Genomic DNA, 25554 nt, shown 5'->3' on the forward strand with positions numbered 1-25554 from the left:
GAATTTTCTGAAAGGGAGTAAGATAGATGAAGTCAGTTTTATTTGATGTTGATGGTGTATTTTTAAGTGAAGAAAGATGTTTTGATGTTTCGGCATTAACAGTATATGAATTGCTAATGGATAATAATTATTTAGGTTTGGATAATAACAATAATTTAAACCATCTTGATGATGACATAATTTCAAATGTAAGGTCTAACATCTTTGTGAATGATAAAGTATTGCATCAATTAAAATCATTAGGTCTTAATTCTAATTGGGATATGCTCTATATTGTATTTTGTCTACATTTTATTAAAATCTTAAAGCTACTGCCATTAGACAAGATTGAAAATGTATTACAAACAAAGTCTATAAAACCATCGCAATTACAATTAATAGGTCAGTCTATAACCAAAGATTATCAAATTGATTATAATTTACCACTTACTTTTTTAAATTCGGTTGATAGTGGGAAAGAGAATATTTTTGCATCTTTACAGGAATTTGCTAAAAGTGAGCTTAGTGTGAGTAATGTATCACTATTTGAATTTAAAAGTTCATTATGGTATTTAACGCAATCTATATATCAAGAATGGTATTTAGGATCAACCCTATTCGAGACTGTTGAAGGTCAACCAGCATATAATAGTGATAAAACTGGCTTTATACATCAAGAAATTGTCATTCGTCCAGTTGAAGAATTGCAAAATTTGTTTAATGATTTGAAAAATGCAGGCTATCGTATTGCAATAGCAACAGGTAGACCTAGAACTGAAACGCTTGTGCCTTTTGAATCATTAGAATTATTACCATACTTCGACAATAATCACATTGTGACAGCAAGTGAAGTGATGAAGGCAGAGAATTTATATCCTAATTATAAGCCATTAGGTAAACCTAATCCTTTTAGTTATATTGCTACATTAAATGGTAATAAAGAAGAAGAATATTATAAATATGCTTCGGTACAGAATGATATTGTAAATAAAGAAGATGTTTTTATAGTAGGGGATTCTTTAGCAGATTTATTAAGTGCTAAGAAAATTGGTGCTACTTTTATAGGAACATTAACAGGATTAAAAGGTAAGCAAGCTAAATCAGAATTAGAGTCATATGAAGCGGATTATATTATTAATCATGTTGGTGAATTAAGACAAATTTTATTATAAAAATAAGCTACAGAATACATGAGTGATGTACTGGATACAACATTCATATATTTCTGTAGCTTTAATTACTTTAAGGTTTAAATCGTTAGCTTGGTACTTATAATTTTATTAAATGGTACGACTTGATTTAACTCTTCAATAATTTGTTGAGGTGCTTGTTGATCAATAGAGAGAATCATTAATGCCTGTCCACCTTCATCAGTTCTTCCTAAAGTCATTGACGCAATATTTATACCTTTAGAACCTAATAAGTTTCCAGTTTTACCTACAATGCCAGGTTGGTCATTATGACATGTAACAATTTGATATTGATTAGGCTTAAAATCTAAAGAGAAGTTATTAATTCTAACAATTCTAGGACCGAATCCGGCTAATACTGTACCACCGATTTTAATTGAATCTTTATCATTAGATAATGATAATTCTATATAATTACTGAAACCAGAATCATTTTTATTCTTTTCAATATTGTAAGATACATCTTGTTTATTTAATAAAGCAAGTGCATTTATAATATTAACTTCATCTGCAAAATCTTCTTTTAATATATGAGTAACTATAGTTCTTGTAATTAGACTTGTATCTGCTTTGGCAACATCACCGTCATACGTCATTGTAATTTTACTTGGTGCACCACTTAATAATTGTATTCCAAATTCTCCAAGTGTTGTAGCTAAAGATAAATAATCTTTAACGTTTTGATCTACGTTATTCATATCCATCTTAGGTGCATTAACGGCATTTTTGACAGTACCATTTGTAAGAATATCTTTCATTTCATTAGAAACTGATATAGCTACTTTTTCTTGAGCTTCTACCGTTGAAGCTCCTAAATGAGGTGTCACTATAATCTTATCGTGTTCAATTAGTGGTGAATCTGTAGGCGGTTCATGTTCAAAAACATCAATTGCTGCCCTAGAAATAAGTGACTGATCTAATGCATTTACAAGTGCTTGTTCATCAATAATACCGCCTCTTGCAACATTTATAATTTGTAAGTTTGGCTTAGCTTTTTTGAAAAATGCCTCACCTACAATACCTTTCGTTTTAGGTGTAAGTGGCGTATGGACTGTGACAAAGTCGGCATTTTCAGCAATTTCGTCAACTGTTGCTAATTTAATGTCTAATGTTTTTGCTTTATCTTCGGTTAAATAAGGGTCAAAAGCTAAGATATTCATACCAAAACTTTGCGCACGTTTGGCTACACCTAAACCAATACGACCTGCACCAATAACACCTAATGTTTTGTTATATAATTCAGTACCACGAAACGCTTTACGGTTCCATTCACCTGAGTTTAAAGATTGATGCGCTTGAGGAATATTTCGAGCCATAGCTAAAATCATTGCGATTGAATGTTCGGTTGCAGATATTGTATTACCGTCTGGTGCATTGATTACTAAAATCCCTTTTAAAGTAGCTGAGTCGATGTCGATATTATCTACGCCCACGCCAGCTCTTGCAATTACTTTTAAGTTTGAAGCGGCTAGAATGATTTTATTCGTAACTTGTGTTTGACTGCGTACAATTAATCCTTCATATTCGGGAATAATATTGATTAAGTCATCTTCTGATAAATCGGTTTTGATATCAACTTCAAATTGTTCATCTTCCAATAAACTCTTTATACCCTCATTTGAAATAGGGTCGGACACTAAAATTTTATGACTCATGATGAATCACCTCCATGAATTTAGATATACCTGTTCCGATATAATTAGTTTTTCTTGCTTCAGTAAGGATTAGTTCTAAAGCTGATACGACGGATAATATATCAAATGGAGAAATCTTACCCATATGTCCTATTCTTAGGATTTTCCCTTTTAAATGTCCTTGTCCTCCGGCAATTGTAATATTAAATCGGGATTTAAGTTGGTTTTTAATTAATGATAGTTCATCTTTTGTATTAGGAATGAAAGCTGTGACAGTAGGGGAAGCTACATCATCATCATCAACTAATAATTTAAGGTTTAAGGCTGTTAAAGCAGCACGGAGAGCATCTCTTATAAGATAGTGTCTTTCAATAACATGGTTGAAGCCCTCATGTTTAACCAAATCAACATATGCATTAACGCCTCTAAATAGCGCAACATTAGGTGTAAAAGGCGTTGAGTGATTATTTGCTGAATCAATATATTTATTTAAATCAAGATAGAATCTAGGTGTAGTTACTTCGTTAAATCTTTGCTTTGCTCTATCATTATAAGCTACAAATGCCAATCCAGGAGGTAGCATAATAGCTTTCTGACTACCTGAAACTAAGACATCTATATTGTCTTTGACTAAATCTACTTCAACAGCTCCAATACAGCTAACGCCATCCACTACAAAAAAGATATCTTTATCATATGTTTTAAGTGATTTTCCTAGTTTATGGATAGGGTGTAAAACGCCAGTTGATGTTTCACAAAATTGAGAGAACACAGCTGTTATTTTTACATTTAGTGATTTGATATAGTCTATAAACTGGTCAACATTAACTGATTTTCCCCAAGTAACCTCAAAGACGTGCACATTGCTATAATACGTTTCAGCTATTTGTTTGAACCGATTACCAAATGCACCTGAAACTATAATGACAATATGATCGTCAGGGTTAGCGATATTTAACATACTTGCTTCAAGTACGCTTGTACCACTTGAAGTTAATATTATAATATCGTTTTGTGCGCCAAATATCGGTTTTAAGCCGCTAAATGCTTCTTCAGCAATCGTCTCAAAATCGGGAGAACGATGACCTACCATAGGTAATTGAATTTGAGCCATAATTTCATCAGGTACAGGGGTTGGTCCAGGTGTAAGTAAAAGGGGTTGATAATAATGCATAAAATATTCCTCCAACTGTAAGATTTAATTATTTTAACAAATATTCTGAAAATTTAAAAGATAAAATTAAAAGCTACCAGTCCGATTACTATTAATCACAAAAGAACTGATAGCTAGAATGTATTATTTAATTGTTGGTTTAATATGTACAGCAACGTTATTGCGAATTGAGTTAGAGATCATACAGTTATTGTCAGCAATTTTTAACAATTTAGGTAATCGATTTTCAAGACTTTCTCTATTATGTGGTGCAACTTCGATTTCAGGATAATGCGTAATGGAATCCATTCTGAATTTAACATTTTCAAATATAGCAGTGCCTATAGATGATTGTGTTATAGAAATATCATCGTAACCTGCTCTTTCAAGTGTAGCTGCTAATGAAATAATGTAACATGAAGAGGCAGCACTAACTAATAATTCGTCTGGATTCGTACCGACACCATTTCCGCCAAGTGTACTAGGTATAGATATTTGCTCATTAATAATATCACCTGTAACGTTGCCAACTTCATTTCTACCACCATGCCATTTTGTTTGAACTTTAAAATCATGTTGAACCATTTAAATTGACCTCCTGTGTCATTATGGTAATTTAAGTTTAGAATATATCTAAACAAATTAAAAGAAAGGTGACTTTCATGACAATTGAACGACCAAACCAATCATTCAAGTTAATCGCGCATAGAGGATTACCTAAAGATTATCCAGAAAATACATTGATTGGGTATCAACATGCGTTAGATTTACCGATTGATATGTTAGAAATTGATTTGCATTATACTAAAGATAAAAAACTAGTTGTAATTCATGATGATACAATTGATCGTACTTCTAATGGAAAGGGAAAAGTAAAAGATTATACACTAGCTGAGTTAAGACAATTTGATTTCGGATCAAATCATGATGGTCAACCGAATCATATACCCATTCCCACATTTGATGAAGTGTTACAATTACATTCAAATAGTTCTAAAACATTACTTATTGAAATTAAAAAGCCAAGTCAATACCCAGGTATTGAAACAATGATTGTAGACAAACTTAAAGAATATAAAGTTCCAACTAAAAAAGTGATTTTACAATCATTTGATTTTAATAGTGTGAAAAAACTTTCAGATATGAAAATAGAATATGAATTAGGAGTATTAATTAGTAAGAAAAAATATTGGTATAAGTTACCTAACTTTAAAGAAATCGCTCAAGTAGCCAATTATGTAAATCCTAACTTTAGTCTCGTAAATAAACATTTTATGGACAAAGCACATAGCGAATATTTAAAGGTTATGCCTTATACAGTTAATGAGACGAAAGATGCAAATCATCTTATCAACTTAAAAGTGGATGGCATTATAACAGATATACCAGATAAATTGTAAATAGAAGAGGAGAAACAAACGTAACGTTAGTTTCTCCTTTTTTAAAGATTAAAAGATATAAAAAAACACCCAATCTCCAAATGGAAATTGGGTGGAAAATATAAACCAATTATCTTGAGTAATACTCAACAATTAATTGTTCATTGATTTCAGCTGGTAACTCGCTACGTTCAGGGAAACGAACGAAAGTTCCTTTTAAGTTGTCAGCATCAAAGTTTAAATATTCAGGTACGAAGTTGTTGATTTCAACAGACTCAGTAATGATATCTAATTTTTGTGATTTTTCACGAACGCTGATTTCTTGACCAGGTTTTAATGAATATGATGGGATGTCTACGCGACGGCCATCAACTTCAATGTGACCATGGTTAACTAATTGACGTGCTTGACGACGAGTACGTGCTAAACCTAATGAATAAACTACTGCGTCTAAACGACTTGCAAGTAAAATCATGAAGTTTTCACCGTGTACACCGTATTGTTTAGCAGCGATGTCAAAAGTGTTACGGAATTGACGTTCTGTCATTCCATATAAATAACGTAATTTTTGTTTTTCACGTAATTGTAAACCATATTCTGATAATTTTTTACGTTGGTTTGGACCATGTTGTCCTGGTGCGTAAGGACGTTTTTCTAATTCTTTACCTGTACCGCTTAATGAAATACCTAAGCGACGAGATTTTTTCCAGTTTGAACCTCTGAATCGAGCCATAATAAGACTCCTCCTTTTTCTTTTTTGTTGTTATGAATAAACAAAAAAGAGTGTTATATGCTTATTAAGATATGTTGTTTTATGTGTCTTCACCTTATAGCGACAGTTACACGACACGTCCACATTGGGAACAACATAGCGCTCAATAATATACAACTGCTATTTTCGTTAATTCACACAAATTTCATTGTACCAGTTTATATAAAAGAGTCAATACTTTTATACTAAATTAGTTATATTTGATTTTCTATAATCGAAACGATTTTTTCCAATCCTATTCTATCTTGATCATTAAATCTATTTTTTATTGGCGCATCAATATCTAAAACGCCTATAATTTTGCCATCCTTATGAATTGGTACAACAATTTCTGAATTACTATTTGCATCACAAGCAATGTGACCTGGAAATTGATGGACATCTTTCACAACTTGTGTTTCATTAGTAGAGACTGCAGTTCCGCATACACCTTTTCCGATTTGAATGTGGACACAAGCAGGATGACCTTGAAAAGGACCTAAGATAAGTTCGTTTTCCTCTATTAAATAGAAGCCGACCCAATTAATTTTATCCATATTGTCATTAATAAGCGCAGAGGCATTACTTAATATAGCTATTAAATTAGTTTCATCTTCTATTAGACTAGAGAGCTGTTTTTGTAATAAGTCATAATTTGTATTTTTAATGTCTATCATAACCTGTCCCCTTAAATAATATTTTACAATAGTATAAGGTGTTTAAAATATTCTATCAATAAATACATTTTCTGATTTAATGAAACGATAAATTACGTTATAATAATGAATGATAACATAGGAGGAGAAGTACATATGGTGTTATATATCATTTTAGCAATAATTGTTATTATACTGATTGCTGTAGGTATAATGTTTTATTTGCGCTCGAACAAACGACAGCTCATTGAAAAGGCTGAAGAACGTAAAGTTGAAATTGAAACTCTACCTTTTGACCAAAACATTAAAAAATTATCAAGCTTAAACTTGAAAGGTGAAACTAAAACTAAATACGACGCAATGAAAAAAGACAACTTAGAAAATACTAATAATTACTTAGCTCCTGTTGAGGAAAAAATTCACAATGCTGAGGAGTTATTAGATAAGTTTAATTTTTCAGGTGCTCAAGCTGAAATCGATGATGCTCACGAATTAATGGATCAATATGAAGCTAGTTATAATAACCAAGTTTCACAAGTAGATGAGATTTTAGCACTACATAAAGATAATGAATCGTTATATGAAAAGTGCAAAGTTGATCATCGTGAAATGAAAAGGGATATTTTAGCTAATCGTCATCAATATGGTGAAGCTGCAAATCCATTGGAAACAGAAATTGAAAATTTTGAACCTAAATTATCTCAATATGAAGTATTAAAAGCTGATGGCAATTATGTGCAAGCACACAATCATATTTCAGCATTACATGAAGAGATGCAAAGTTTAAAAGAATATATGGAAGAAATTCCAGAATTAATCCGTGAAGCACAAAAAGAATTACCTGGTCAATTCCAAGACTTGAAATATGGTTGCAGAGATCTAAAAGTAGAAGGATACAATTTAGACCATGTCAAAGTTGATGGAACAGTTCAAAGCTTGAAAACAGAATTAAGTTTTGTTGAACCTATGATTAGTAGATTAGAATTAAACGAAGCAAATGATAAACTTGAATATATCAATGATAAATTAGATGAAATGTATGATTTAATTGAACATGAAGTTAAGGCTAAAAATGAAGTAGAAGAAACTAAAGATGTTATCACTGATGATTTATTTAAAGCCAAAGACATGAATTATACATTGAAAACAGAAATTGAATATGTTCGTGAAAATTATTATATTAATGAATCAGATGTTCAAAGCGTAAGACAATTTGAAAATGAAATTCAAAATCTTATCTCTGTATATGATGAAATTCTTAAAGAAATGTCTAAATCTGCAGTTCGCTATAGTGAATTACAAGATAATTTACAATATCTAGAAGATCACGTGAGCGTTATTAATGAAAAACAAGATAAACTACAAAATCATTTAATTCAATTACGTGAAGATGAAGCAGAAGCTGAAGATAATTTAATTCGCGTACAATCTAAAAAAGAAGAAGTTTATCGCCGATTACTTGCTTCTAACTTGCCAAGTGTTCCGGAAAGATTCATTATTATGAAAAATGAAATAGATTATGAAGTTCGTGAAGTAGATGAACAATTTAGTGATAGACCAATACATGTAAAACAATTAAAAGACAAAGTTGCTAAAATTGTTATTCAGATGAACACATTTGAAGATGAAGCTAATGATGTATTAGTTAATGCAGTTTACGCTGAAAAACTAATCCAATACGGTAATAGATATCGTAAAGATTACCAAAGCATTGATAAAAGCTTAAACGAAGCGGAACGTTTATTTAAAAACAACCGTTACAAACGTTCAATCGAAATTTCAGAACAAGCACTTGAAAGTGTAGAACCAGGAATTACTAAGCATATTGAAGAACAAGTAATTAAAGAATAATTGATATTAATTAATAGAGACATGATTTCCATATAATTGGAAGTCATGTCTTTTATTTTTATAAAAAAATAGTATAATGCTTGAGTATGCTTATTTAGAATATTAAATGGTAAAATACCTCAATAATACATAATAATTATTAATATAAATAAACGAGATAAAACGCTATAAAAAATAGAAATGATTATCCTAAATGTTTAGATTAAACTTAAAAATTTTCAAGAAAGAGAAGTGTTATCAATGATTTATTTAGATAATGCAGCTACTACAAAAGTTGATTCAAGTGTAATGAATTCTTTTGTGAAAGTTAATGAATCACTTTATTTCAATCCCAATAGTCCTCATCAAGCAGGTCTTCAAGCTGAAAAACTATTACAACAAGCAAAAGAGCAAATCAATCAAGCACTTAAATTAAATCATTTATATGATATTATTTTCACAAGTGGTGCAACTGAATCGAACAATATGGCTTTGAAAGGTATAGCTTATCGTAAAAAAGATACTGCTAATGAAATTATCACGTCAGTATTAGAGCATCCTTCTGTATTAGAAGTTGTAAGATATTTAGCTGAAAAAGAAGGATTCATATTAAAATATGTCAATGTTAAACCTAATGGACAAATAGATATTGAACATTTCAAAGCATTGATGAATGATCGTGTAGGGCTTGTAACATGTATGTATGTGAATAATATTATGGGACAAATTCAACCTATTAAACAAATTGTAAACATATTAAAAGAATATCCGAAAGCTCATTTTCACGTTGATGCCGTACAAGCACTAGGAAAAATCCCGTTAAATATAGACGGAATTGATAGTTTAAGTTTAAGTGGGCACAAATTTAACGGACTTAAAGGGCAAGGTTTATTAATTACTAGAACAGCTCATAATCTCGAACCAATTATTCATGGCGGTGGACAAGAATTTGGTGTTCGTAGCGGCACAGTCAATTTACCGATGGCGGTATCAATGGTTAAAGCAATCAATCAAGCTGTTCAACAAACTGAACAATTAAACCAAACATTATCTTCTTATCAACAACAAATAAGAGAAATGGTTGAAACTTATCCTGGTGTGAAAATAAACTCTCCAGAAGATGCAGCGCCACAAATCATTAATATAGGTTTCCCTGGTGTAAAAGGCGAAGTATTAGTTAATGCATTTTCTAAACAAGATATAATGGTTTCTACTACGAGTGCATGTTCCTCTAAAAGAGGAAAACTGAATGAAGTATTATTAGCTATGGGAATACCGGAAAAACAAATCGAAGGCAGTATCCGATTATCAATGGGTCAAACTACCACACAAGCTGATATTGATACATTTAAAGAAAAATTTGAACTAATATATAAAGAAATCAAGGAGTTGTTGAAATAATGAAATACGACCATTTAATCGTAAGATATGGTGAGTTAACGCTTAAAGGTTCTAACCGTAAAAAGTTTGTTAACCAATTAAAAACCAATGTGACTAGAGCGTTAAAACCTCTAGAAGGATTTCATATCAAAGGTAAAAGAGACCGTATGTATATTGAATTATCAGATGAAGCTGATATTGATGAAATCATTGACCGTTTATCAAAAGTATATGGTATCAAATCAATCAGTCCAGTATTAAAAACAGAAAAAAATGATCAAGCAATTGCTGAAGTAGCTGTTCGTTTAGCACAATCATTTGAAAAAGGTTCTACATTTAAAATTGACGTCAAAAGATCTGATAAATCGTACCACAAAGACACTTATGAATTACAACGTGAAATTGGTGGCGAAGTATTAAAAAATGTTGAAGGTTTAACAGTAGATGTTAAACGTCCACGACATGAAATTCGAGTAGAAGTTCGATTAGATGCGATTTATTTATATGTAGATGTTATACAAGGATCAGGTGGTTTACCTGTAGGTACTGGTGGTAAGACGTTATTGATGCTATCAGGAGGTATAGATTCACCTGTTGCTGGTATGGAAGTTATGAAACGTGGCGTAACTATTGAAGCCATTCATTTCCATAGTCCACCATTCACAAGTGAAAAGGCTAAGGAAAAAGTCATTGAATTAACACGTATTTTATCAGAACGTGTGGGTCCAATTAAGTTGCATATTGTACCTTTTACTGAATTACAGAAGCAAATTAATAAATCAGTTCATCCAAGATATACAATGACATCTACAAGACGTTTGATGATGAGAGTGGCTGATCAATTAGTTCATAAAATTGGTGCGTTGGGTATTGTAAACGGTGAAAACTTAGGTCAAGTGGCTAGTCAAACATTAAATAGTATGTATGCCATAAACCATGTTACGTCAACACCGGTGTTACGACCATTGTTAACACTTGATAAAGAAGACATTGTTAAAAAAGCAAAAGACATTGGTACGTTTGAGGTGTCTATACAACCATATGAAGATTGTTGTACGATTTTCACACCTAAAAATCCTGTTACAGAACCTGATTTTGATAAAGTTGTAGAATATGAAAGTGTATTTAATTTCGATGATATGGTTGACGAAGCAGTTGAAAATATTGAAATGATAACTATAGATAAAAATTATAAATCTGAAAAAGATAAAACAACTGATGCTTTAATTGAAGATTTGTTTTAATAGATTAGCGTAAAGGGGTCATGTCATGGGATGGGATGTATACGTTATATTAATCATAGTTTTATTTGGCTTTTTAGCTGCATTTATTGATTCGGTTGTAGGCGGTGGAGGTTTAATTTCAACCCCTGCACTATTAGCAATAGGGCTACCACCTGCAGTTGCATTAGGTACAAATAAATTAGCTAGTTCTTTTGGAACACTAACGAGTACAATAAAATTCGTTAGGTCAGGCAATGTAGATTTAAAGATTGTAGCGAAATTATTTCCTTTTGTACTTGTGGCTTCAGTTGGCGGGGCATATTTAGCAACAATGCTTCCTGCACAATTGCTAAAACCATTAATCATAGTCGCTTTGTCATTGGTATTTATATATACGCTTGTTAAAAAGGACTGGGGATCAGTACGTACCTTTACTTCTTTTACACCTATAAAAGCAACTATGTTTGTTATTGCTTATCTCATCATTGGTTTTTATGATGGATTTATTGGTGGTGGCACAGGCTCTTTTATGTTATTTGTATTACTTATGTTTGGTTTTGATTTTTTAAGTGCTGCAGGTAATGCTAAAGTACTTAATTTTGCATCGAACATAGGTGCACTTATATTATTTATGTCATTAGGACAAGTAAATTATTTTTATGGAATGATTATGGCGATAAGTATGATAGTAGGTTCATATGTTGGAGCCCAATTTGCAATAAGTAAAGGCGTAGGTTACGTAAAAGTGTTATTTATAATCGTTACAGCAGTTTTAATTGTTAAAAATGCATATGATTATATTATACATCTGCTTACAAATTAAATAACTATAATAAAGCAAATCAAGGATGGTATTAATGCACATTGTATTAAAATATCTTTTGATTTGCTTTTTTATTTTCAATAAAATAAGTGGGGATAAGATATTCATGATTAACACACGTAATGACACGGATAAATTTTAAAAATATAAAAGTTTAAAATTGAATTTAGTCTTACTGTTATCGTATGATATAAATGTATGAAAATTATTTATAGGAGGTCATAACAATGACTGAAATTACTTTTAGTAACAATCCAGTAACATTATCAGGACAACAAGTGAATGTAGGAGATATTGCACCTGATTTTACAGTATTAGATAATGATTTAAATCAAAAATCATTAGATGACTATGCTAATAAGAAAAAATTAATTAGTGTTGTACCATCAATTGATACAGGTGTATGTGACCAACAAACTCGTAAATTCAACGAAGAAGCTTCACAAGAAGATGGTGTTGTATTAACAATTTCAGTTGACCTACCATTTGCACAAAAAAGATGGTGCGCTTCTAATGGTTTAGAAAATGTTGTTACATTAAGCGACCATAGAGACTTATCATTTGGTGAGAACTTTGGTGTAGTAATGGAAGGAATGAGATTATTAGCTCGTTCTGTATTCGTACTAGATCAAGATAATAAAGTGGTTTATAAAGAAATTGTGAGTGAAGGAACAAACTTCCCAGATTTTGATAAAGCTTTAGAAGCATATAAAAATTTATAAGAATTAAATTTTAGATACCGATTTGAATAGTAAGTGCCCATCTTTTTAAAAGTGATAAAATGATAAAATATTGATTTTCACTATCGAAATGATGGGCACTTTTTATAGAGAGGGAATTAAAATGACTGAAGAAAATACGATTATGGAAAAGTTATTCCAGCACTTAGATGAAAAAGCTAAAACTTTAAATCAAGAAAATGGGCAAAGTTTTATAGAAAATCTAGGTTTAGCTATGCAAGACGTTTATACAAGCCAACGAGAAATGTTGGAACAAGCAACATTGCAAGATCGAAGAAAAGCTTTCCAATTTGCATATTTAAGTTTAATGCAAGAGGAAAATATTCAAGCGAACCATCAAATCACACCAGATTCTATTGGACTTATTTTAGGATTCTTGGTACAACGATTTACGCAAAATAAAGAAGAGATGCATGTTGTCGATATTGCTAGTGGTGCTGGACATTTAAGTGCGGCTGTTAAAGAAGTATTAACCGATAAAACAATTATGCATCATCTTATAGAAGTGGATCCTGTATTATCAAGAGTTAGTGTGCATTTAGCAAATTATCTTGAAATCCCGTTTGATGTTTACCCACAAGACGCTATTATGCCATTACCACTAGAAGAAGCAGATATCATTATTGGTGACTTACCAATTGGGTATTATCCAGTTGACGAACGTAGTAAAGAAATGAAATTAGGTTTCGAAGAGGGACATAGTTACTCACACTATTTACTTATTGAACAAGCTGTAAATGCATTAAAAGGGGCAGGATATGCATTTTTAGTTGTTCCAAGTGAATTATTTTCAGGAGAACATGTGAAACAGTTAGAAAAATTCATTACTACAGAAACAGAGATGCAAGCATTTCTTAATTTACCATCAACATTATTTAAAAATGAGAAAGCTCGTAAATCTATATTGATTTTACAAAAGAAAGAAAATGGTGTTACAAAACCAGTTGAAGTATTTTTAGCTAATATTCCTGATTTCAAAAATCCACAACAATTCCAAGGTTTTATGTCTGAATTAAATCAGTGGATGGACACAAATCATACAAAAAAATAATCTGTAACAGTATAGAATTCAAACTGTGTTAATGATAAAATAAACTATGAAAAATATAATTAAACAAACGATGGAGGACAAAATATTATGTCAAAATTAATTTTGGCGATTAATGCTGGTAGCTCTTCTTTGAAGTTCCAGCTTATTAGAATGCCTGAAGAAAAAACAGTTACCAAAGGCGTTGTTGAAAGAATTGGTATGAAAGATTCAATTTTTACAATCTTAGTTGAAGGGGAAAAACTAACCGAAGTCAAAGATATCAAAGACCATGAAGAAGCGGTAGATATTATGTTGGCGAAATTCAAAGAACATAATATTATTCAAGATATCTATGAAATTCAAGGAACAGGACATCGAGTTGTACACGGTGGCGAAACATTTCCTTCATCAGCTGTAGTAACTGACGAAGTTGAAGAACAAATTGAGGCATTGAGTGAGCTAGCACCATTGCATAACCCAGCTAACTTGATGGGTATTAGAGCATTTAGAAAGCTTTTACCAGAAATACCACATGTAGCGGTTTTCGATACATCATTCCACCAAACTATGCCTGAACAGGCTTATTTATATAGTTTACCTTATCGTTATTATGAAGATTACGGAATTCGTAAATATGGTTTCCATGGTACTAGTCATAAATATGTTTCACGTCGTGCAGCAGAAATCTTAGGTAAACCAATTGAAGATTTACGCATTATTTCATGTCATATTGGTAATGGTGCATCAGTTGCTGCGATAGATGGAGGAGAATCAATTGATACTTCAATGGGATTCACTCCATTAGCAGGAGTAACTATGGGTACACGTTCAGGTAACCTTGACCCAGCGTTAATTCCATATATTATGGAGAAAACTGGTAAAAATGCTGATGAAGTGTTAAATATTCTTAATAAAGAGTCTGGATTATTAGGCCTAACAGGTACTTCAAGTGACTTACGTGATTTAACAGAAGAAGCTAAACATGGACGTCATAGATCACGTGTTGCATTAGATTTATTCGCTTCAAAAATCCATAAATATATCGGTTCTTATGCAGCAAGAATGCATGGCGTAGATGTAATTGTGTTTACTGCTGGTATAGGTGAAAACTCACATATCATTCGTGGTAAAGTGTTAGAAGGACTAGAGTTTATGGGCGTTTATTGGGATCCTAAGAAAAATGAAAATCTTCATGGTGAAGAAGGCGAAATCAATTACCCACATTCACCTGTTAAAGTACTCGTTGTACCAACAGATGAAGAAGTTATGATTTCAAGAGACGTAGTTAAATATGGTGGCTTATCTGTAGAAGAAGAATCATCAGAAAATGCTGAGTCAAAATAAAAAATTAAGTGTAACTAAAAATACCACTATCTAAAGTTAGATAGTGGTATTTTTTCTAACTAATGTTCTTTTTCAGCGTATTTAACTATAAAACAAATAAAAAACTCACCTTAATTAAAAGGTGAGTCTATATAACCTAAACTAATATTAATTAGAATATCTTTCACGTAATTGTGGAGTTGCAACTTGTGGTTGGAAGTCATTTGGAATTTCTTCTGTTCTTACAACTAAAACATCACAAGGTGCGTGTCTAACGATAGCTTCAGAAACAGAACCAACGATGAATCGTTCAACTGCATTAAGACCTGAAGTACCACTCATAATTAAGTCAGCACCAACTTCTGGTGCAATTTTTTTAGGGATAATCGCTTTAGGTGAACCAAATTCTAAACGCGTTTCAACGTTTGTAACACCAGCATTTGCTGCAACTTCTTTGTAACCTTTTAATAATTCTTCAGAGAAGTGTTTAGATTTTTCAGTAAATTGAGCATCATATACCTCATAAGAAGAATATGTTCTAGAGTCAATAACATTAACAATTGTAAGTTTTGCGTCGTTACGTTTAGCAACCCCAACTGCTTTGTTAAAGGCCCATTCTGCTTCGTGTGAACCGTCGACTGCGATTAAAATAGTTTTGTAAGTAATCATAGTCAGTACCCCTTTCATCTTTTCTTAATTTTATTTTAACATACTTTTCAGAATTTTTAACTCGAAAAATTAACAATTTTGTGTATTTTTGTAGGCGCTTTCATTTGAGTTTTAGTAGTGTTTAGGGTTAATATGATAGTGGGTGGAGGTGTGAGGAATGAAAATAGGTATTCCTAAAGAGATAAAAAATAATGAAAACAGAGTGAGTCTATCACCAAGTGGTGTACATGCATTGGTTGAACAAGGACACACTGTATTAGTTGAAACAAATGCTGGAATGGGCTCTTACTTTGAAGACATAGATTACAAAGAAGCAGGGGCTGACATCGTTTCAGAGGCTTCTCAAGTTTGGGATGTTGATATGGTTGTTAAAGTAAAAGAACCATTAGAAGAAGAATATCAATATTTCAAAGAAGGACTCATTTTATTCACTTATCTACACTTGGCTAATGAAGAAAAATTAACAAAAGCGCTTGTAGATAACAAAGTGATTGGTATTGCGTATGAAACAGTACAATTACCTGATCGCTCATTACCTTTATTAAGTCCAATGAGTGAAGTTGCTGGAAGAATGGCAACTCAAATTGGCGCTGAATTTTTACAAAAATTTAATGGTGGTATGGGAATTTTACTTGGTGGCGTACCAGGTGTTCCTAAAGGAAAAGTAACAATTATCGGTGGCGGTCAAGCTGGCACAAATGCTGCTAAAATAGCATTAGGTTTAGGTGCAGATGTCACTGTTTTAGATGTGAATCCTAAAAGATTACAAGAATTAGACGATCAATTTAATGGTAGAATTCATACTATTATGTCTAATCCTTTAAATATTGAAACATATGTTAAGGAAAGTGATTTAGTGATTGGTGCAGTATTAATTCCAGGAGCTAAAGCACCTAATCTTGTAACTGAAGATATGATTAAAGAAATGAAAAATGGTTCAGTGATCGTTGATATTGCAATCGACCAAGGCGGAATTTTTGAAACAACTGATAAAATCTCAACTCACGATGATCCGACTTATATTAAACATGGTGTTGTTCACTATGCTGTTGCCAATATGCCAGGGGCAGTACCTCGAACATCAACTTTAGCACTTAATAATGCAACATTACCGTTTGCTCAAACATTAGCTAATAAAGGCTATAAAGAAGCATTTAAATCAAATCATGCATTATCATTAGGTTTAAACACATATAAAGGTCATGTTACACATCAAGGTGTAGCAGAAGCGTTTGATATGCCTTATACTTCTGTAGAAGATGCATTAAAATCATAATTTATAATTAAATAAAAATGATATATAAATAATCCCTCAAATGGAGAATCATTTGAGGGATTATTATTGTTATTGTGAACAATAATTATTTTGTGTAATGCGTTAAAATTTCACAACCATTTTCAGTAACTAAAATATCATCTTCGATACGCACACCGGCTACACCCGGAACATAAATACCAGGTTCAATAGTAATCACCATACCCGCTTCTAAAATATTATCATTAGTACTAGAAACATCTTGATATTCATGTTCTTCAAGTCCTAAACCATGTCCAAGACGATGAGGGAAGTACTGTCCATAACCTGCATTATCAATAATATCTCTAGCGATTTTATCTATATCTTTTAATTTAACGCCTGGACGAATTGCTGCTATCGCAGATTCCTCTGCATCTAATACAATGTTGTATATATCTAAAGCTTCTTTAGAAGGTGTTCCAAATTGTACCGTTCTAGTCATATCACTACAATAATGCTCATAAATAACGCCTAAATCGAAAAGAACAAGTTCATTCTTTTGCAGTTTACGATTACCAGGTACACCATGAGGTGATGCGGCATGATCACCAAATAAAACCATAGTATCGAAACTCATCTCATTTACACCATATTTCTTAATTTCGTTTTCAATATGGTTAACGACTTCTCTTTCGCTAATGCCTTCTTTTAAATAAGCGACACCTATTTCAATACATTTGTCCGCAAGATTAGCAGCATGTTTTATTTTCTTAATTTCATCAATAGATTTAATATTTCTTAAATCTTTAATAACTTGATCTATATCGCCATAATGCTCTATTTGAAATGCATTCGTCAATTCACGTTGACGTTTTACTGTTAAATGTTCACTTTCTATAAGTATTTGTTTAAATGATTGTTGGTATAAATCAAACGGATTTTCTGTATCTAAATATCCTATAATTTTTCCTTCATAAGGTGACTGTTTAACTTCTTCAACTTCCATTTTAGGGCAAAATAAAACAGTTTCACCATTTGATTGAATTAACAGTGCAAATAATCTTTCATGTGGTTCACTACGGTAACCAGTAAAGTAATATATATTTAAGGGCGTAGTAATCCATGCAGCATCTACATTTTCTTTTTGTAAATAATTGACGATATCATTAATTTTTGACATGAAATTGACCTCCTATACAAGATTAAGTTAATTTTATTCCAAATAATCATATATTTCAAAGTTTCATATTATTAAATACCAAACGTGTTATAAAAATGGTGAGCTAGGGTATAATAAATACATAATTATTTAGGAGGGCTATAATAATGAAACTATCATTTCATGGTCAATCAACAATTTATTTTGAAGGCAACGGTAAGAAAGTAATCGTAGATCCATTTATCTCAGGTAATGATAAATGTGATTTAGATGAACAAAGATTAGCAGTTGATTATATTATTTTAACGCATGGTCACGAAGATCATTTTGGCGATGTTGTAGAATTAGCTAATAGAAATCACGCTACAGTGATAGGTAGTGCAGAAATAGCTGGATATTTATCTACTTATTATGGTGTCGAAAATGTACGTGGAATGAACATTGGCGGTAAAGCTGAATTAGATTTCGGTAGCGTTAAATATGTTCAAGCATTCCATAGTTCTAGTTATACACATGAAAATGGTATTCCAGTATATCTTGGTATGCCAATGGGTATTGTTATTGAAGCAGAAGGTAAAACAATTTATCATACTGGTGACACAGGATTATTCAGCGATATGGAATTAATAGCTAAACGTCATCCAGTTGATGTATGTTTCGTTCCAATCGGTGACAACTTTACTATGGGTATAGATGATGCAGCATATGCAGTTAATGAATTTATTAAACCAAGTATCTCAGTTCCTGTACACTACAATACTTTCCCATTAATTGAACAAGATCCTCAACAATTTAAAGACGCTGTAAATGTTGGTGAAGTTCAAATATTAGAACCTGGTCAAGAAGTTCAATTTTAATTATAGATATAAAAACATCCTTGGTATGAATGCCAAGGATGTTTTATAGTATGACGTTATTAACTACGCATTTATATTGAAATAAATATTAGCAAATTAATACATGTTATTTAACGATAAGTACTGGGACAGTTGCACGTTTAGCAACTTTGTGACTTACGCTACCAAGTACAAATTTTTTCTTTTCTTCTGCTTTGCGGTTACTAACGACAACAATGTCATACTTACCACTGTTAGCATGTTTTACTAGTTCTTCTTTTGCATTACCACGTACAATGATTTGATCATAATCAATACCATAATCTTCTAAAATGTGACGTGTTTTTTCTAAACGTTTGCTACGTTCTTCAGTGATTTTATCCAAATGCACACCAGCTTTAATTGACGCTTGAGCATCTTGTTCATTGATGGCATTTAAAATAGTTACAACAGTATCATCACCTGCAAGTTTAGAAACAGCTTCTAAAGCTTTTTCATTTTTAATATGAGTATCTACACCTAATAATATATTTTTATACATAAGTCTATCCCTCCTTATCTCCATTCTAATAAAAATAGGGGAATATTTCCATTTAAATTAAAAGTAATTTTAATAAAATTATCTTTTCACAAAAGATGTTAATTTATAATAGAAGTTTTATAAATTCGAAAGTGCGCTTCAATGATTTTTTCTCGTTAAAAAGTTATAATAAGCATAACATTGTTCTAAGAAGAGGTAACGTTATGACTAAACATGAACAAATTTTAAAACACATTGAATCGCTAGCGATCGGTTCGAAAATTTCAGTAAGAAAAATAGCGAAAGATTTAACTGTTTCAGAGGGTACAGCTTATAGAGCTATTAAAGATGCGGGCCAACTTGGTTTAGTAACAACAATAGATAGAGTTGGTACAGTTAGAATTGAAAAGCGAAATCGTGATGAAATTGATAATTTAACATTTAATGAAATTGCTAATATTATTGAAGGTCAAATTATTGCAGGTAAAAACGGTGTTAATAAAACAGTCTCAAATTTTGCAATTGGTGCTATGGAGTTAAAGGACATATTAAGATATATTGGTCCACAAACATTACTCATTATTGGAAACCGTGAACAAGTTCAGCTTGAAGTGATGAAAAGAGGAACAGCAATATTAATTACTGGTGGATTTTATCCAATTAAAGAAGTGATAAAATATGCTGACGAACATGGTTTACCTATTCTTTCTTCTAGCTACGATACATTTTTAGTTGCAAATATTATTAACCGTGCGATGTTTAATCAAAAAATTCGTAAAGAAATCTTAGTAGTTGAAGATATTGTTAAGCCTATTAATGAGCTTTCAGTTTTAATGAACTCTATGACTTTACAAGACTATAAACAAATTGCAAATGAAACAGGACATACACGTTTTCCAGTTGTGAATAATGATTATAAACTAGTTGGTATTGTCACTAGTAGAGAAATGATAAATATGAATGAAAATGATTTAATTGAAGACGTTATGACTAAAAATCCAATTAGTGTTAAGTTATCAAATACTGTGGCTAGTTGTGCACACTTATTAATTTGGGAAGGTATTGAACTCTTACCAGTTACAGATAATAATAAAAAAGCAGTTGGTGTTATAAATAGGCAAGATGTTTTAAAATCTATGCAATTATTAGGACGACAACCTCAAATTGGTGAGACGATTAACGATCAAATTGCTAAACATATTACAATTAACCATGACAGTATTCAGACGGATGTGTCGCCGCTATTAACTAATCATTATGGCACACTAAGTAAAGCCGTATTTGTCGGTATTATAGAAGAAACTTTACGTCATGAAATGAGAAAGTATAAAAAAGGCAATGTCATGATTGAAAGTTTGAATATTATTTATTTAAAAACTGTGCCAATTGAAACTGGTATCGATGTTGAGTACGAAATGCTAGATGTGGGAAGATATTTTGCTAAATTAGAAGTTACAATGTTTTGTCAAAATGAAAAAGTTGCTAATGCATCAGTCATTTGTCAAATGTTTGAAGGATATTAATCAATGATATAAAAGAGGGGTCAATATAAATGGAAATACTAATGAATGATATTATGAAAGAAATAGAATCAACAGACAAAGTTATCATACACAGACATGTGAGACCAGATCCAGACGCATACGGTTCTCAATTAGGTTTGAAATATTATTTAAAACTTAAATTTCCTGATAAAGAAATTTATGCAGTAGGTGAAGCAGAAGAGTCACTTAATTTTATTGGAACATTTGATCAAGTTGAAGATGAAACTTATCAAGATGCACTTGTAATTGTTTGTGATACAGCCAATGCGCCTCGTATTGATGATCAACGATATGCATTAGGTGCGAGAGTGTTAAAAATTGATCATCACCCTGCTGTTGATCAATATGGAGAAATTAATTTAGTAAATACTAATGCGTCTTCTACAAGTGAGATTATTTATGATATGATCCTGCACTTTAATGACGAAAGCATCATCAATGCGGACGTTGCACGTGTGCTTTATTTAGGTATTGTAGGGGATACAGGAAGATTCTTATTTAATAATACGACACAACACACAATGGAAATTGCTGGAAGACTAATTGGATTCCCATTTGATCATAATGCTGAGCTTAATAAAATGTCTGAAAAAGACCCTAGATTAATGCCATTCCAAGGTTATGTTTTACAAAACTTTGAGTTATTTGAAGATGGCTATTGTCAAGTGCGTATAACTAAAGATGTTTTAGAACAGTTTAATATTAAATCTAATGAAGCGTCACAGTTCGTCAATACCATTGCTGATATCCGTGGTCTTAAAATCTGGATGTTCGGTGTAGATGAAGGAGATCAAATTCGTTGTCGTCTACGTTCTAAAGGACAATTTGTCATAAATGATGTTGCCAGTGATTTTGGCGGTGGAGGCCATCCTAATGCTTCTGGCGTTTCTGTTTATAGTTGGGAAGAATTTGATTTGCTAGCCAAAGCTTTACGTCAAAAATTATAAGTACAATCACTTAAAGAAAGGAGTCATACAAACATGGTTGCATATTTAAATATTCATACGGCCTATGATTTATTAAACTCCAGTTTGAAAATTACAGACGCAGTTGAAAAGGCCAAAAGAGAAGGTGTAGATACACTTGCAATTACAGATACAAATGTTTTGTATGGCTATCCTAAGTTTTATGATGCTTGTATCGAAGCGGGTATTCATCCTGTATTTGGGATGACTGTATTATTAACTGATGGTTTATATCAAATAGAAACAGTATTATTAGCTCAAAATAATGATGGTTTAAAAGATTTATATCAATTATCTTCAGCGATAAAAATGAAAGAGAAAGTAGATATTTCAATTGATTGGTTAAAACGATACGAAGCAAATTTAATTATTATTTTTAAAAATGCAGAAGAACAACATCAACAATTAATTGAGTCTTTTGATTTTAAGCAACATGTTTACATAAATCAAAATTCAGTCCAAATAAACAATAGAGAGTGTGTATGGTTAAATACTGCACGTTATTTAAATAAAGAAGATGCAGATACAATAACTGCATTACAAGCAATTAAAGATAATAGTAAGCTTGATTTAGTAGGGGAACAGGAAGATTTTGACGAGCATTTTTACACTTCGGAAGAAATACATAATCTTGGTTTAGATACATCCATTTTTAGAAAAACTGATGAAATAGCTCAATTATGTACTGCAGAACTCAATTATCACCAATCACTACTACCGCAATTTGAAACACCTAATGGTGAAACTTCAAAAAAATATCTATGGATGAAGTTAGAAGAACAACTAAAAAATTGGAATCTTAATCATCCTCATTATATAGACAGATTAAAACACGAATATGCCATTATTACGAATATGGGATTTGAAGATTACTTCCTTATTGTAAGTGACTTAATTCATTATGCTAAAACACATAATGTAATGGTTGGACCTGGTCGTGGTTCATCTGCTGGTTCACTAGTAAGTTATTTATTAGGAATTACTACAATTGACCCAATAAAATTCAATTTACTTTTTGAAAGATTTTTAAATCCTGAACGTGTAACAATGCCTGATATTGATATTGACTTTGAAGATACAAGACGTGAAAAAGTTATTCAATACGTCCAAGAAAAATATGGTCAACTTCATGTTTCTGGAATAGTGACATTTGGACATTTATTAGCTAGAGCTGTGGCTAGAGATGTAGGCCGTATTATGGGATTTGATGAAATAACATTAAATGAAATTTCTAAACTCATTCCACATAAATTAGGGATAACTTTAGATGAAGCATATCAAAATGACGATTTTAAACAATTCGTTCATAGAAATTATCGACATGAACGTTGGTTTGATTTGTGTAAAAAATTAGAAGGACTCCCACGTCATATCTCAACTCATGCAGCAGGTATTATTATTAATGATCACGCACTTTATGAATATGCGCCATTGACATTAGGGGATACTGGATTGCTTACACAATGGACAATGACTGAGGCAGAACGTATTGGTCTATTGAAAATCGACTTTTTAGGACTTAGAAATCTATCAATTATACATCAAATTGTGAACCAAGTGAAAAAAGATTTGAACATTGATATAGATATTGAACAAATTCCATTTAATGATAATAAAGTGTTTGAATTATTATCCCAAGGTGATACGACAGGTATTTTCCAATTAGAATCTGATGGTGTTAGAAGTGTATTGAAAAAATTGAAGCCCGAACATTTCGAAGACATTGTTGCCGTCACATCATTATATAGACCTGGGCCGATGGAAGAGATCCCTACATACATTACACGCAGACATGATCCTTCTAAAGTTCAGTATCTACATGAAGATTTAGCACCCATTTTAAAAAATACTTATGGCGTAATCATTTATCAAGAACAAATAATGCAAATAGCAAGTAAGTTCGCAAACTTCAGTTATGGCGAAGCAGATATTTTAAGACGTGCTATGAGTAAGAAAAATAGAGCAGTGCTAGAAAGTGAAAGACAACACTTTGTTGATGGTGCGTTACAAAATGGGTATGACGAATATATGAGTAAACAAATATTCGATTTAATATTGAAATTTGCTGACTATGGTTTCCCAAGAGCACATGCCGTTAGTTACTCTAAAATTGCATATATTATGAGTTATCTAAAAGTTCATTATCCAAATTACTTTTACGCTAATATATTGAGTAATGTTATTGGTAGTGAGAAAAAAACGTCAGTAATGATTGATGAAGCGAAGCATCAAAATATTAAGATATTGCCTCCTAATATCAATGAAAGTCATTGGTTCTATAAAGCAACATCTGACGGAATTTATTTATCGTTAGGTGCTATTAAAGGTGTTGGATATCAAAGCGTTAAACTTATTGTTGACGAACGATATCAAAACGGTGAATTTAAAGATTTCTTTGATTTTGCCAGAAGATTACCTAAACGAGTCAAAACTAGGAAATTATTAGAGTCATTGATTTTAGTAGGTGCGTTTGACACATTTGGTAAAAACCGTGCTACGTTATTACAGTCCATTGACCAAGTTATTGATCAAGTTACTGATATTGAACAAGATGATATGTTATTTGATTTCTTCACGCCTAAACAAGATTATGAAGAAAAAGATGAATTACCAGACAAACTAATCAGCGAATATGAGAAAGAATATTTAGGTTTTTATATTTCGAAACATCCAGTAGAAAAAGAATTTAATAAAAAGCAATATTTAACTATTTACAGATTGAATAACGCTCAAAATTACCATCCTATATTAGTGCAATTTGATCAAATTAAGCGTATCAGAACAAAAAATGGGCAAAATATGGCTTTTGTGACATTAAATGATGGTCTACATTTGATGGATGGAGTTATCTTCCCAGATCAATTTAAAAAATATGAACTTGAGTTGTCAGAAGAACACATTTATGTCATACAAGGGAAATTTGATAAAAGAAATGGTAAGAATCAGCTTATTATTAATGACATATACAGTGAAGAAGCGTTTGAGACACATAAACTCACACATTCAAATCAAATTATCGTAAGACATATTGAACAAGCAAAAGGATTTGAACAATATATTGACCAAGAAAAGACAAAACAAACTATTGAAGTACAAGCATATGATGATGAATCTAAGCGAATGTCACGTATAGGATTTATTAATAAAAATTCTGAAAATATGAGGGAACTAATACAGTTATTCAAACCTAGTGATATCCGATTTATATAACTTTTAACTACTATTAAATTATGATATAGTAAACTGATGATTTATATTTTAATCATCAGTTTATTTTTGTAATTGTTTTTTGTACTATTTGTTTGTAATTGTCATTATCTTATACATAAAATAATTATAAAATATGAATGATCAGCAGAAAAAATAATTATAAAAGTAACGAAGAAATGTTGATTCAAAGTTTAGCTAGTTGCTAAATTTTTGACATTTTTAAATACATTTTAAAAGTACATTGTTAATGCAATCTGTTTACAGTTAAAAATGATTGATAATTGTTTACTCAGTTAATTCTAAAAAAATAAATAGGGGTTGAA

The 25554-nt window shown here is 31.5% G+C and carries 22 protein-coding genes; 14 read left to right on the plus strand and 8 right to left on the minus strand.

All coding sequences use genetic code 11. The features are described 5' to 3' along the window. Positions 1-26 precede the first annotated feature (26 nt). Entirely contained in the window at positions 27-1151 is a 1125-nt protein-coding gene (locus tag NSQ15_RS05275) for an HAD family hydrolase (protein ID WP_119622715.1), read from the plus strand. A gap of 77 nt (positions 1152-1228) precedes the next feature. On the opposite strand, the gene serA is transcribed toward NSQ15_RS05275, so the two are convergent. The 3 genes from serA to NSQ15_RS05290 form a co-directional block, all read right to left on the minus strand. Beyond that, a complete protein-coding gene (gene serA / locus NSQ15_RS05280; RefSeq protein ID WP_217193950.1) occupies positions 1229-2824 on the minus strand; it encodes a phosphoglycerate dehydrogenase in 1596 nt (531 codons plus the stop codon). Then, the gene (locus NSQ15_RS05285) at positions 2814-3977 is read right to left on the minus strand and encodes a pyridoxal-phosphate-dependent aminotransferase family protein (protein ID WP_017638241.1); all 1164 of its coding nucleotides are present in this window, start codon (positions 3975-3977) and stop codon (positions 2814-2816) included. Before NSQ15_RS05285 ends, serA begins: the two co-directional genes overlap by 11 nt. Before the next feature lie 123 nt (positions 3978-4100). Further along, positions 4101-4541: an OsmC family protein gene (locus tag NSQ15_RS05290; RefSeq protein ID WP_017638240.1), complete on the minus strand. Its 441-nt coding sequence runs from the start codon at positions 4539-4541 to the stop codon at positions 4101-4103. A gap of 77 nt (positions 4542-4618) precedes the next feature. On the opposite strand from NSQ15_RS05290, the gene NSQ15_RS05295 reads away from it, so the two are divergent. Next, positions 4619-5356 carry a glycerophosphodiester phosphodiesterase gene (locus tag NSQ15_RS05295; RefSeq protein WP_070453975.1) on the plus strand — a complete coding sequence of 246 codons (738 nt, stop codon included), beginning with the start codon at positions 4619-4621 and terminating at the stop codon, positions 5354-5356. Between the two features lie 109 nt (positions 5357-5465). Here the strand turns inward: NSQ15_RS05295 and rpsD are convergent, their stop codons facing one another. Beyond that, complete coding sequence (rpsD, locus tag NSQ15_RS05300; protein ID WP_017638238.1) at positions 5466-6068, minus strand: 30S ribosomal protein S4; 603 nt, start codon at positions 6066-6068, stop codon at positions 5466-5468. A 233-nt stretch (positions 6069-6301) separates the two neighbouring features. Then, positions 6302-6763, minus strand: coding sequence for a GAF domain-containing protein (locus tag NSQ15_RS05305; protein WP_029055661.1), 462 nt, complete (start codon positions 6761-6763; stop codon positions 6302-6304). Between the two features lie 135 nt (positions 6764-6898). Here NSQ15_RS05305 and ezrA point away from each other — a divergent pair, with 135 nt between their 5' ends. From ezrA to NSQ15_RS05340, 7 genes are all read left to right on the plus strand, one after another. Continuing rightward, positions 6899-8593, plus strand: coding sequence for a septation ring formation regulator EzrA (gene ezrA, locus NSQ15_RS05310; protein ID WP_340746985.1), 1695 nt, complete (start codon positions 6899-6901; stop codon positions 8591-8593). A gap of 240 nt (positions 8594-8833) precedes the next feature. Then, a complete protein-coding gene (locus tag NSQ15_RS05315; protein ID WP_029055662.1) occupies positions 8834-9973 on the plus strand; it encodes a cysteine desulfurase family protein in 1140 nt (379 codons plus the stop codon). Next, the gene (gene thiI / locus NSQ15_RS05320) at positions 9973-11196 is read left to right on the plus strand and encodes a tRNA uracil 4-sulfurtransferase ThiI (protein WP_340746986.1); all 1224 of its coding nucleotides are present in this window, start codon (positions 9973-9975) and stop codon (positions 11194-11196) included. The genes NSQ15_RS05315 and thiI overlap by 1 nt, the downstream gene beginning before the upstream one ends. A gap of 25 nt (positions 11197-11221) precedes the next feature. Further along, positions 11222-11998, plus strand: coding sequence for a TSUP family transporter (locus NSQ15_RS05325; RefSeq protein ID WP_017638233.1), 777 nt, complete (start codon positions 11222-11224; stop codon positions 11996-11998). A gap of 227 nt (positions 11999-12225) precedes the next feature. Beyond that, positions 12226-12720: a thiol peroxidase gene (tpx, locus tag NSQ15_RS05330; protein ID WP_029055664.1), complete on the plus strand. Its 495-nt coding sequence runs from the start codon at positions 12226-12228 to the stop codon at positions 12718-12720. 121 nt (positions 12721-12841) lie between these two features. After that, the gene (locus NSQ15_RS05335) at positions 12842-13789 is read left to right on the plus strand and encodes a class I SAM-dependent methyltransferase (RefSeq protein ID WP_340746987.1); all 948 of its coding nucleotides are present in this window, start codon (positions 12842-12844) and stop codon (positions 13787-13789) included. Between the two features lie 87 nt (positions 13790-13876). Next, positions 13877-15112, plus strand: coding sequence for an acetate kinase (locus NSQ15_RS05340; RefSeq protein ID WP_017638230.1), 1236 nt, complete (start codon positions 13877-13879; stop codon positions 15110-15112). A gap of 147 nt (positions 15113-15259) precedes the next feature. Here the strand turns inward: NSQ15_RS05340 and NSQ15_RS05345 are convergent, their stop codons facing one another. Then, positions 15260-15760, minus strand: coding sequence for a universal stress protein (locus tag NSQ15_RS05345; protein WP_217193948.1), 501 nt, complete (start codon positions 15758-15760; stop codon positions 15260-15262). Positions 15761-15917: 157 nt separating this feature from the next. Here NSQ15_RS05345 and ald point away from each other — a divergent pair, with 157 nt between their 5' ends. Continuing rightward, positions 15918-17036 (plus strand): alanine dehydrogenase, encoded by a 1119-nt coding sequence (ald, locus tag NSQ15_RS05350; protein WP_046466802.1) that lies wholly within the window; start codon positions 15918-15920, stop codon positions 17034-17036. Between the two features lie 85 nt (positions 17037-17121). Here the strand turns inward: ald and NSQ15_RS05355 are convergent, their stop codons facing one another. After that, the gene (locus NSQ15_RS05355; protein ID WP_046466801.1) at positions 17122-18177 is read right to left on the minus strand and encodes a M24 family metallopeptidase; all 1056 of its coding nucleotides are present in this window, start codon (positions 18175-18177) and stop codon (positions 17122-17124) included. 146 nt (positions 18178-18323) lie between these two features. Between NSQ15_RS05355 and NSQ15_RS05360 the strand changes: the two genes are divergently transcribed. Beyond that, the gene (locus NSQ15_RS05360) at positions 18324-19013 is read left to right on the plus strand and encodes a metal-dependent hydrolase (protein WP_017638226.1); all 690 of its coding nucleotides are present in this window, start codon (positions 18324-18326) and stop codon (positions 19011-19013) included. 106 nt (positions 19014-19119) lie between these two features. Here NSQ15_RS05360 and NSQ15_RS05365 read toward each other — a convergent pair whose 3' ends face one another. Continuing rightward, positions 19120-19533: a universal stress protein gene (locus NSQ15_RS05365; RefSeq protein WP_017638225.1), complete on the minus strand. Its 414-nt coding sequence runs from the start codon at positions 19531-19533 to the stop codon at positions 19120-19122. A 203-nt stretch (positions 19534-19736) separates the two neighbouring features. Between NSQ15_RS05365 and NSQ15_RS05370 the strand changes: the two genes are divergently transcribed. The 3 genes from NSQ15_RS05370 to NSQ15_RS05380 are packed head-to-tail and all read left to right on the plus strand — an operon-like array spanning position 19737 to position 25231. Next, positions 19737-21035 carry a DRTGG domain-containing protein gene (locus NSQ15_RS05370; protein ID WP_340746988.1) on the plus strand — a complete coding sequence of 433 codons (1299 nt, stop codon included), beginning with the start codon at positions 19737-19739 and terminating at the stop codon, positions 21033-21035. 29 nt (positions 21036-21064) lie between these two features. Next, the gene (locus NSQ15_RS05375) at positions 21065-22003 is read left to right on the plus strand and encodes a DHH family phosphoesterase (RefSeq protein WP_017638223.1); all 939 of its coding nucleotides are present in this window, start codon (positions 21065-21067) and stop codon (positions 22001-22003) included. Positions 22004-22036: 33 nt separating this feature from the next. Continuing rightward, positions 22037-25231: a DNA polymerase III subunit alpha gene (locus NSQ15_RS05380; protein WP_340746989.1), complete on the plus strand. Its 3195-nt coding sequence runs from the start codon at positions 22037-22039 to the stop codon at positions 25229-25231. Positions 25232-25554 lie beyond the last annotated feature (323 nt).

Source organism: Staphylococcus sp. FSL W8-0774, assembly GCF_038006785.1.
Lineage (GTDB): Bacteria > Bacillota > Bacilli > Staphylococcales > Staphylococcaceae > Staphylococcus > Staphylococcus pasteuri.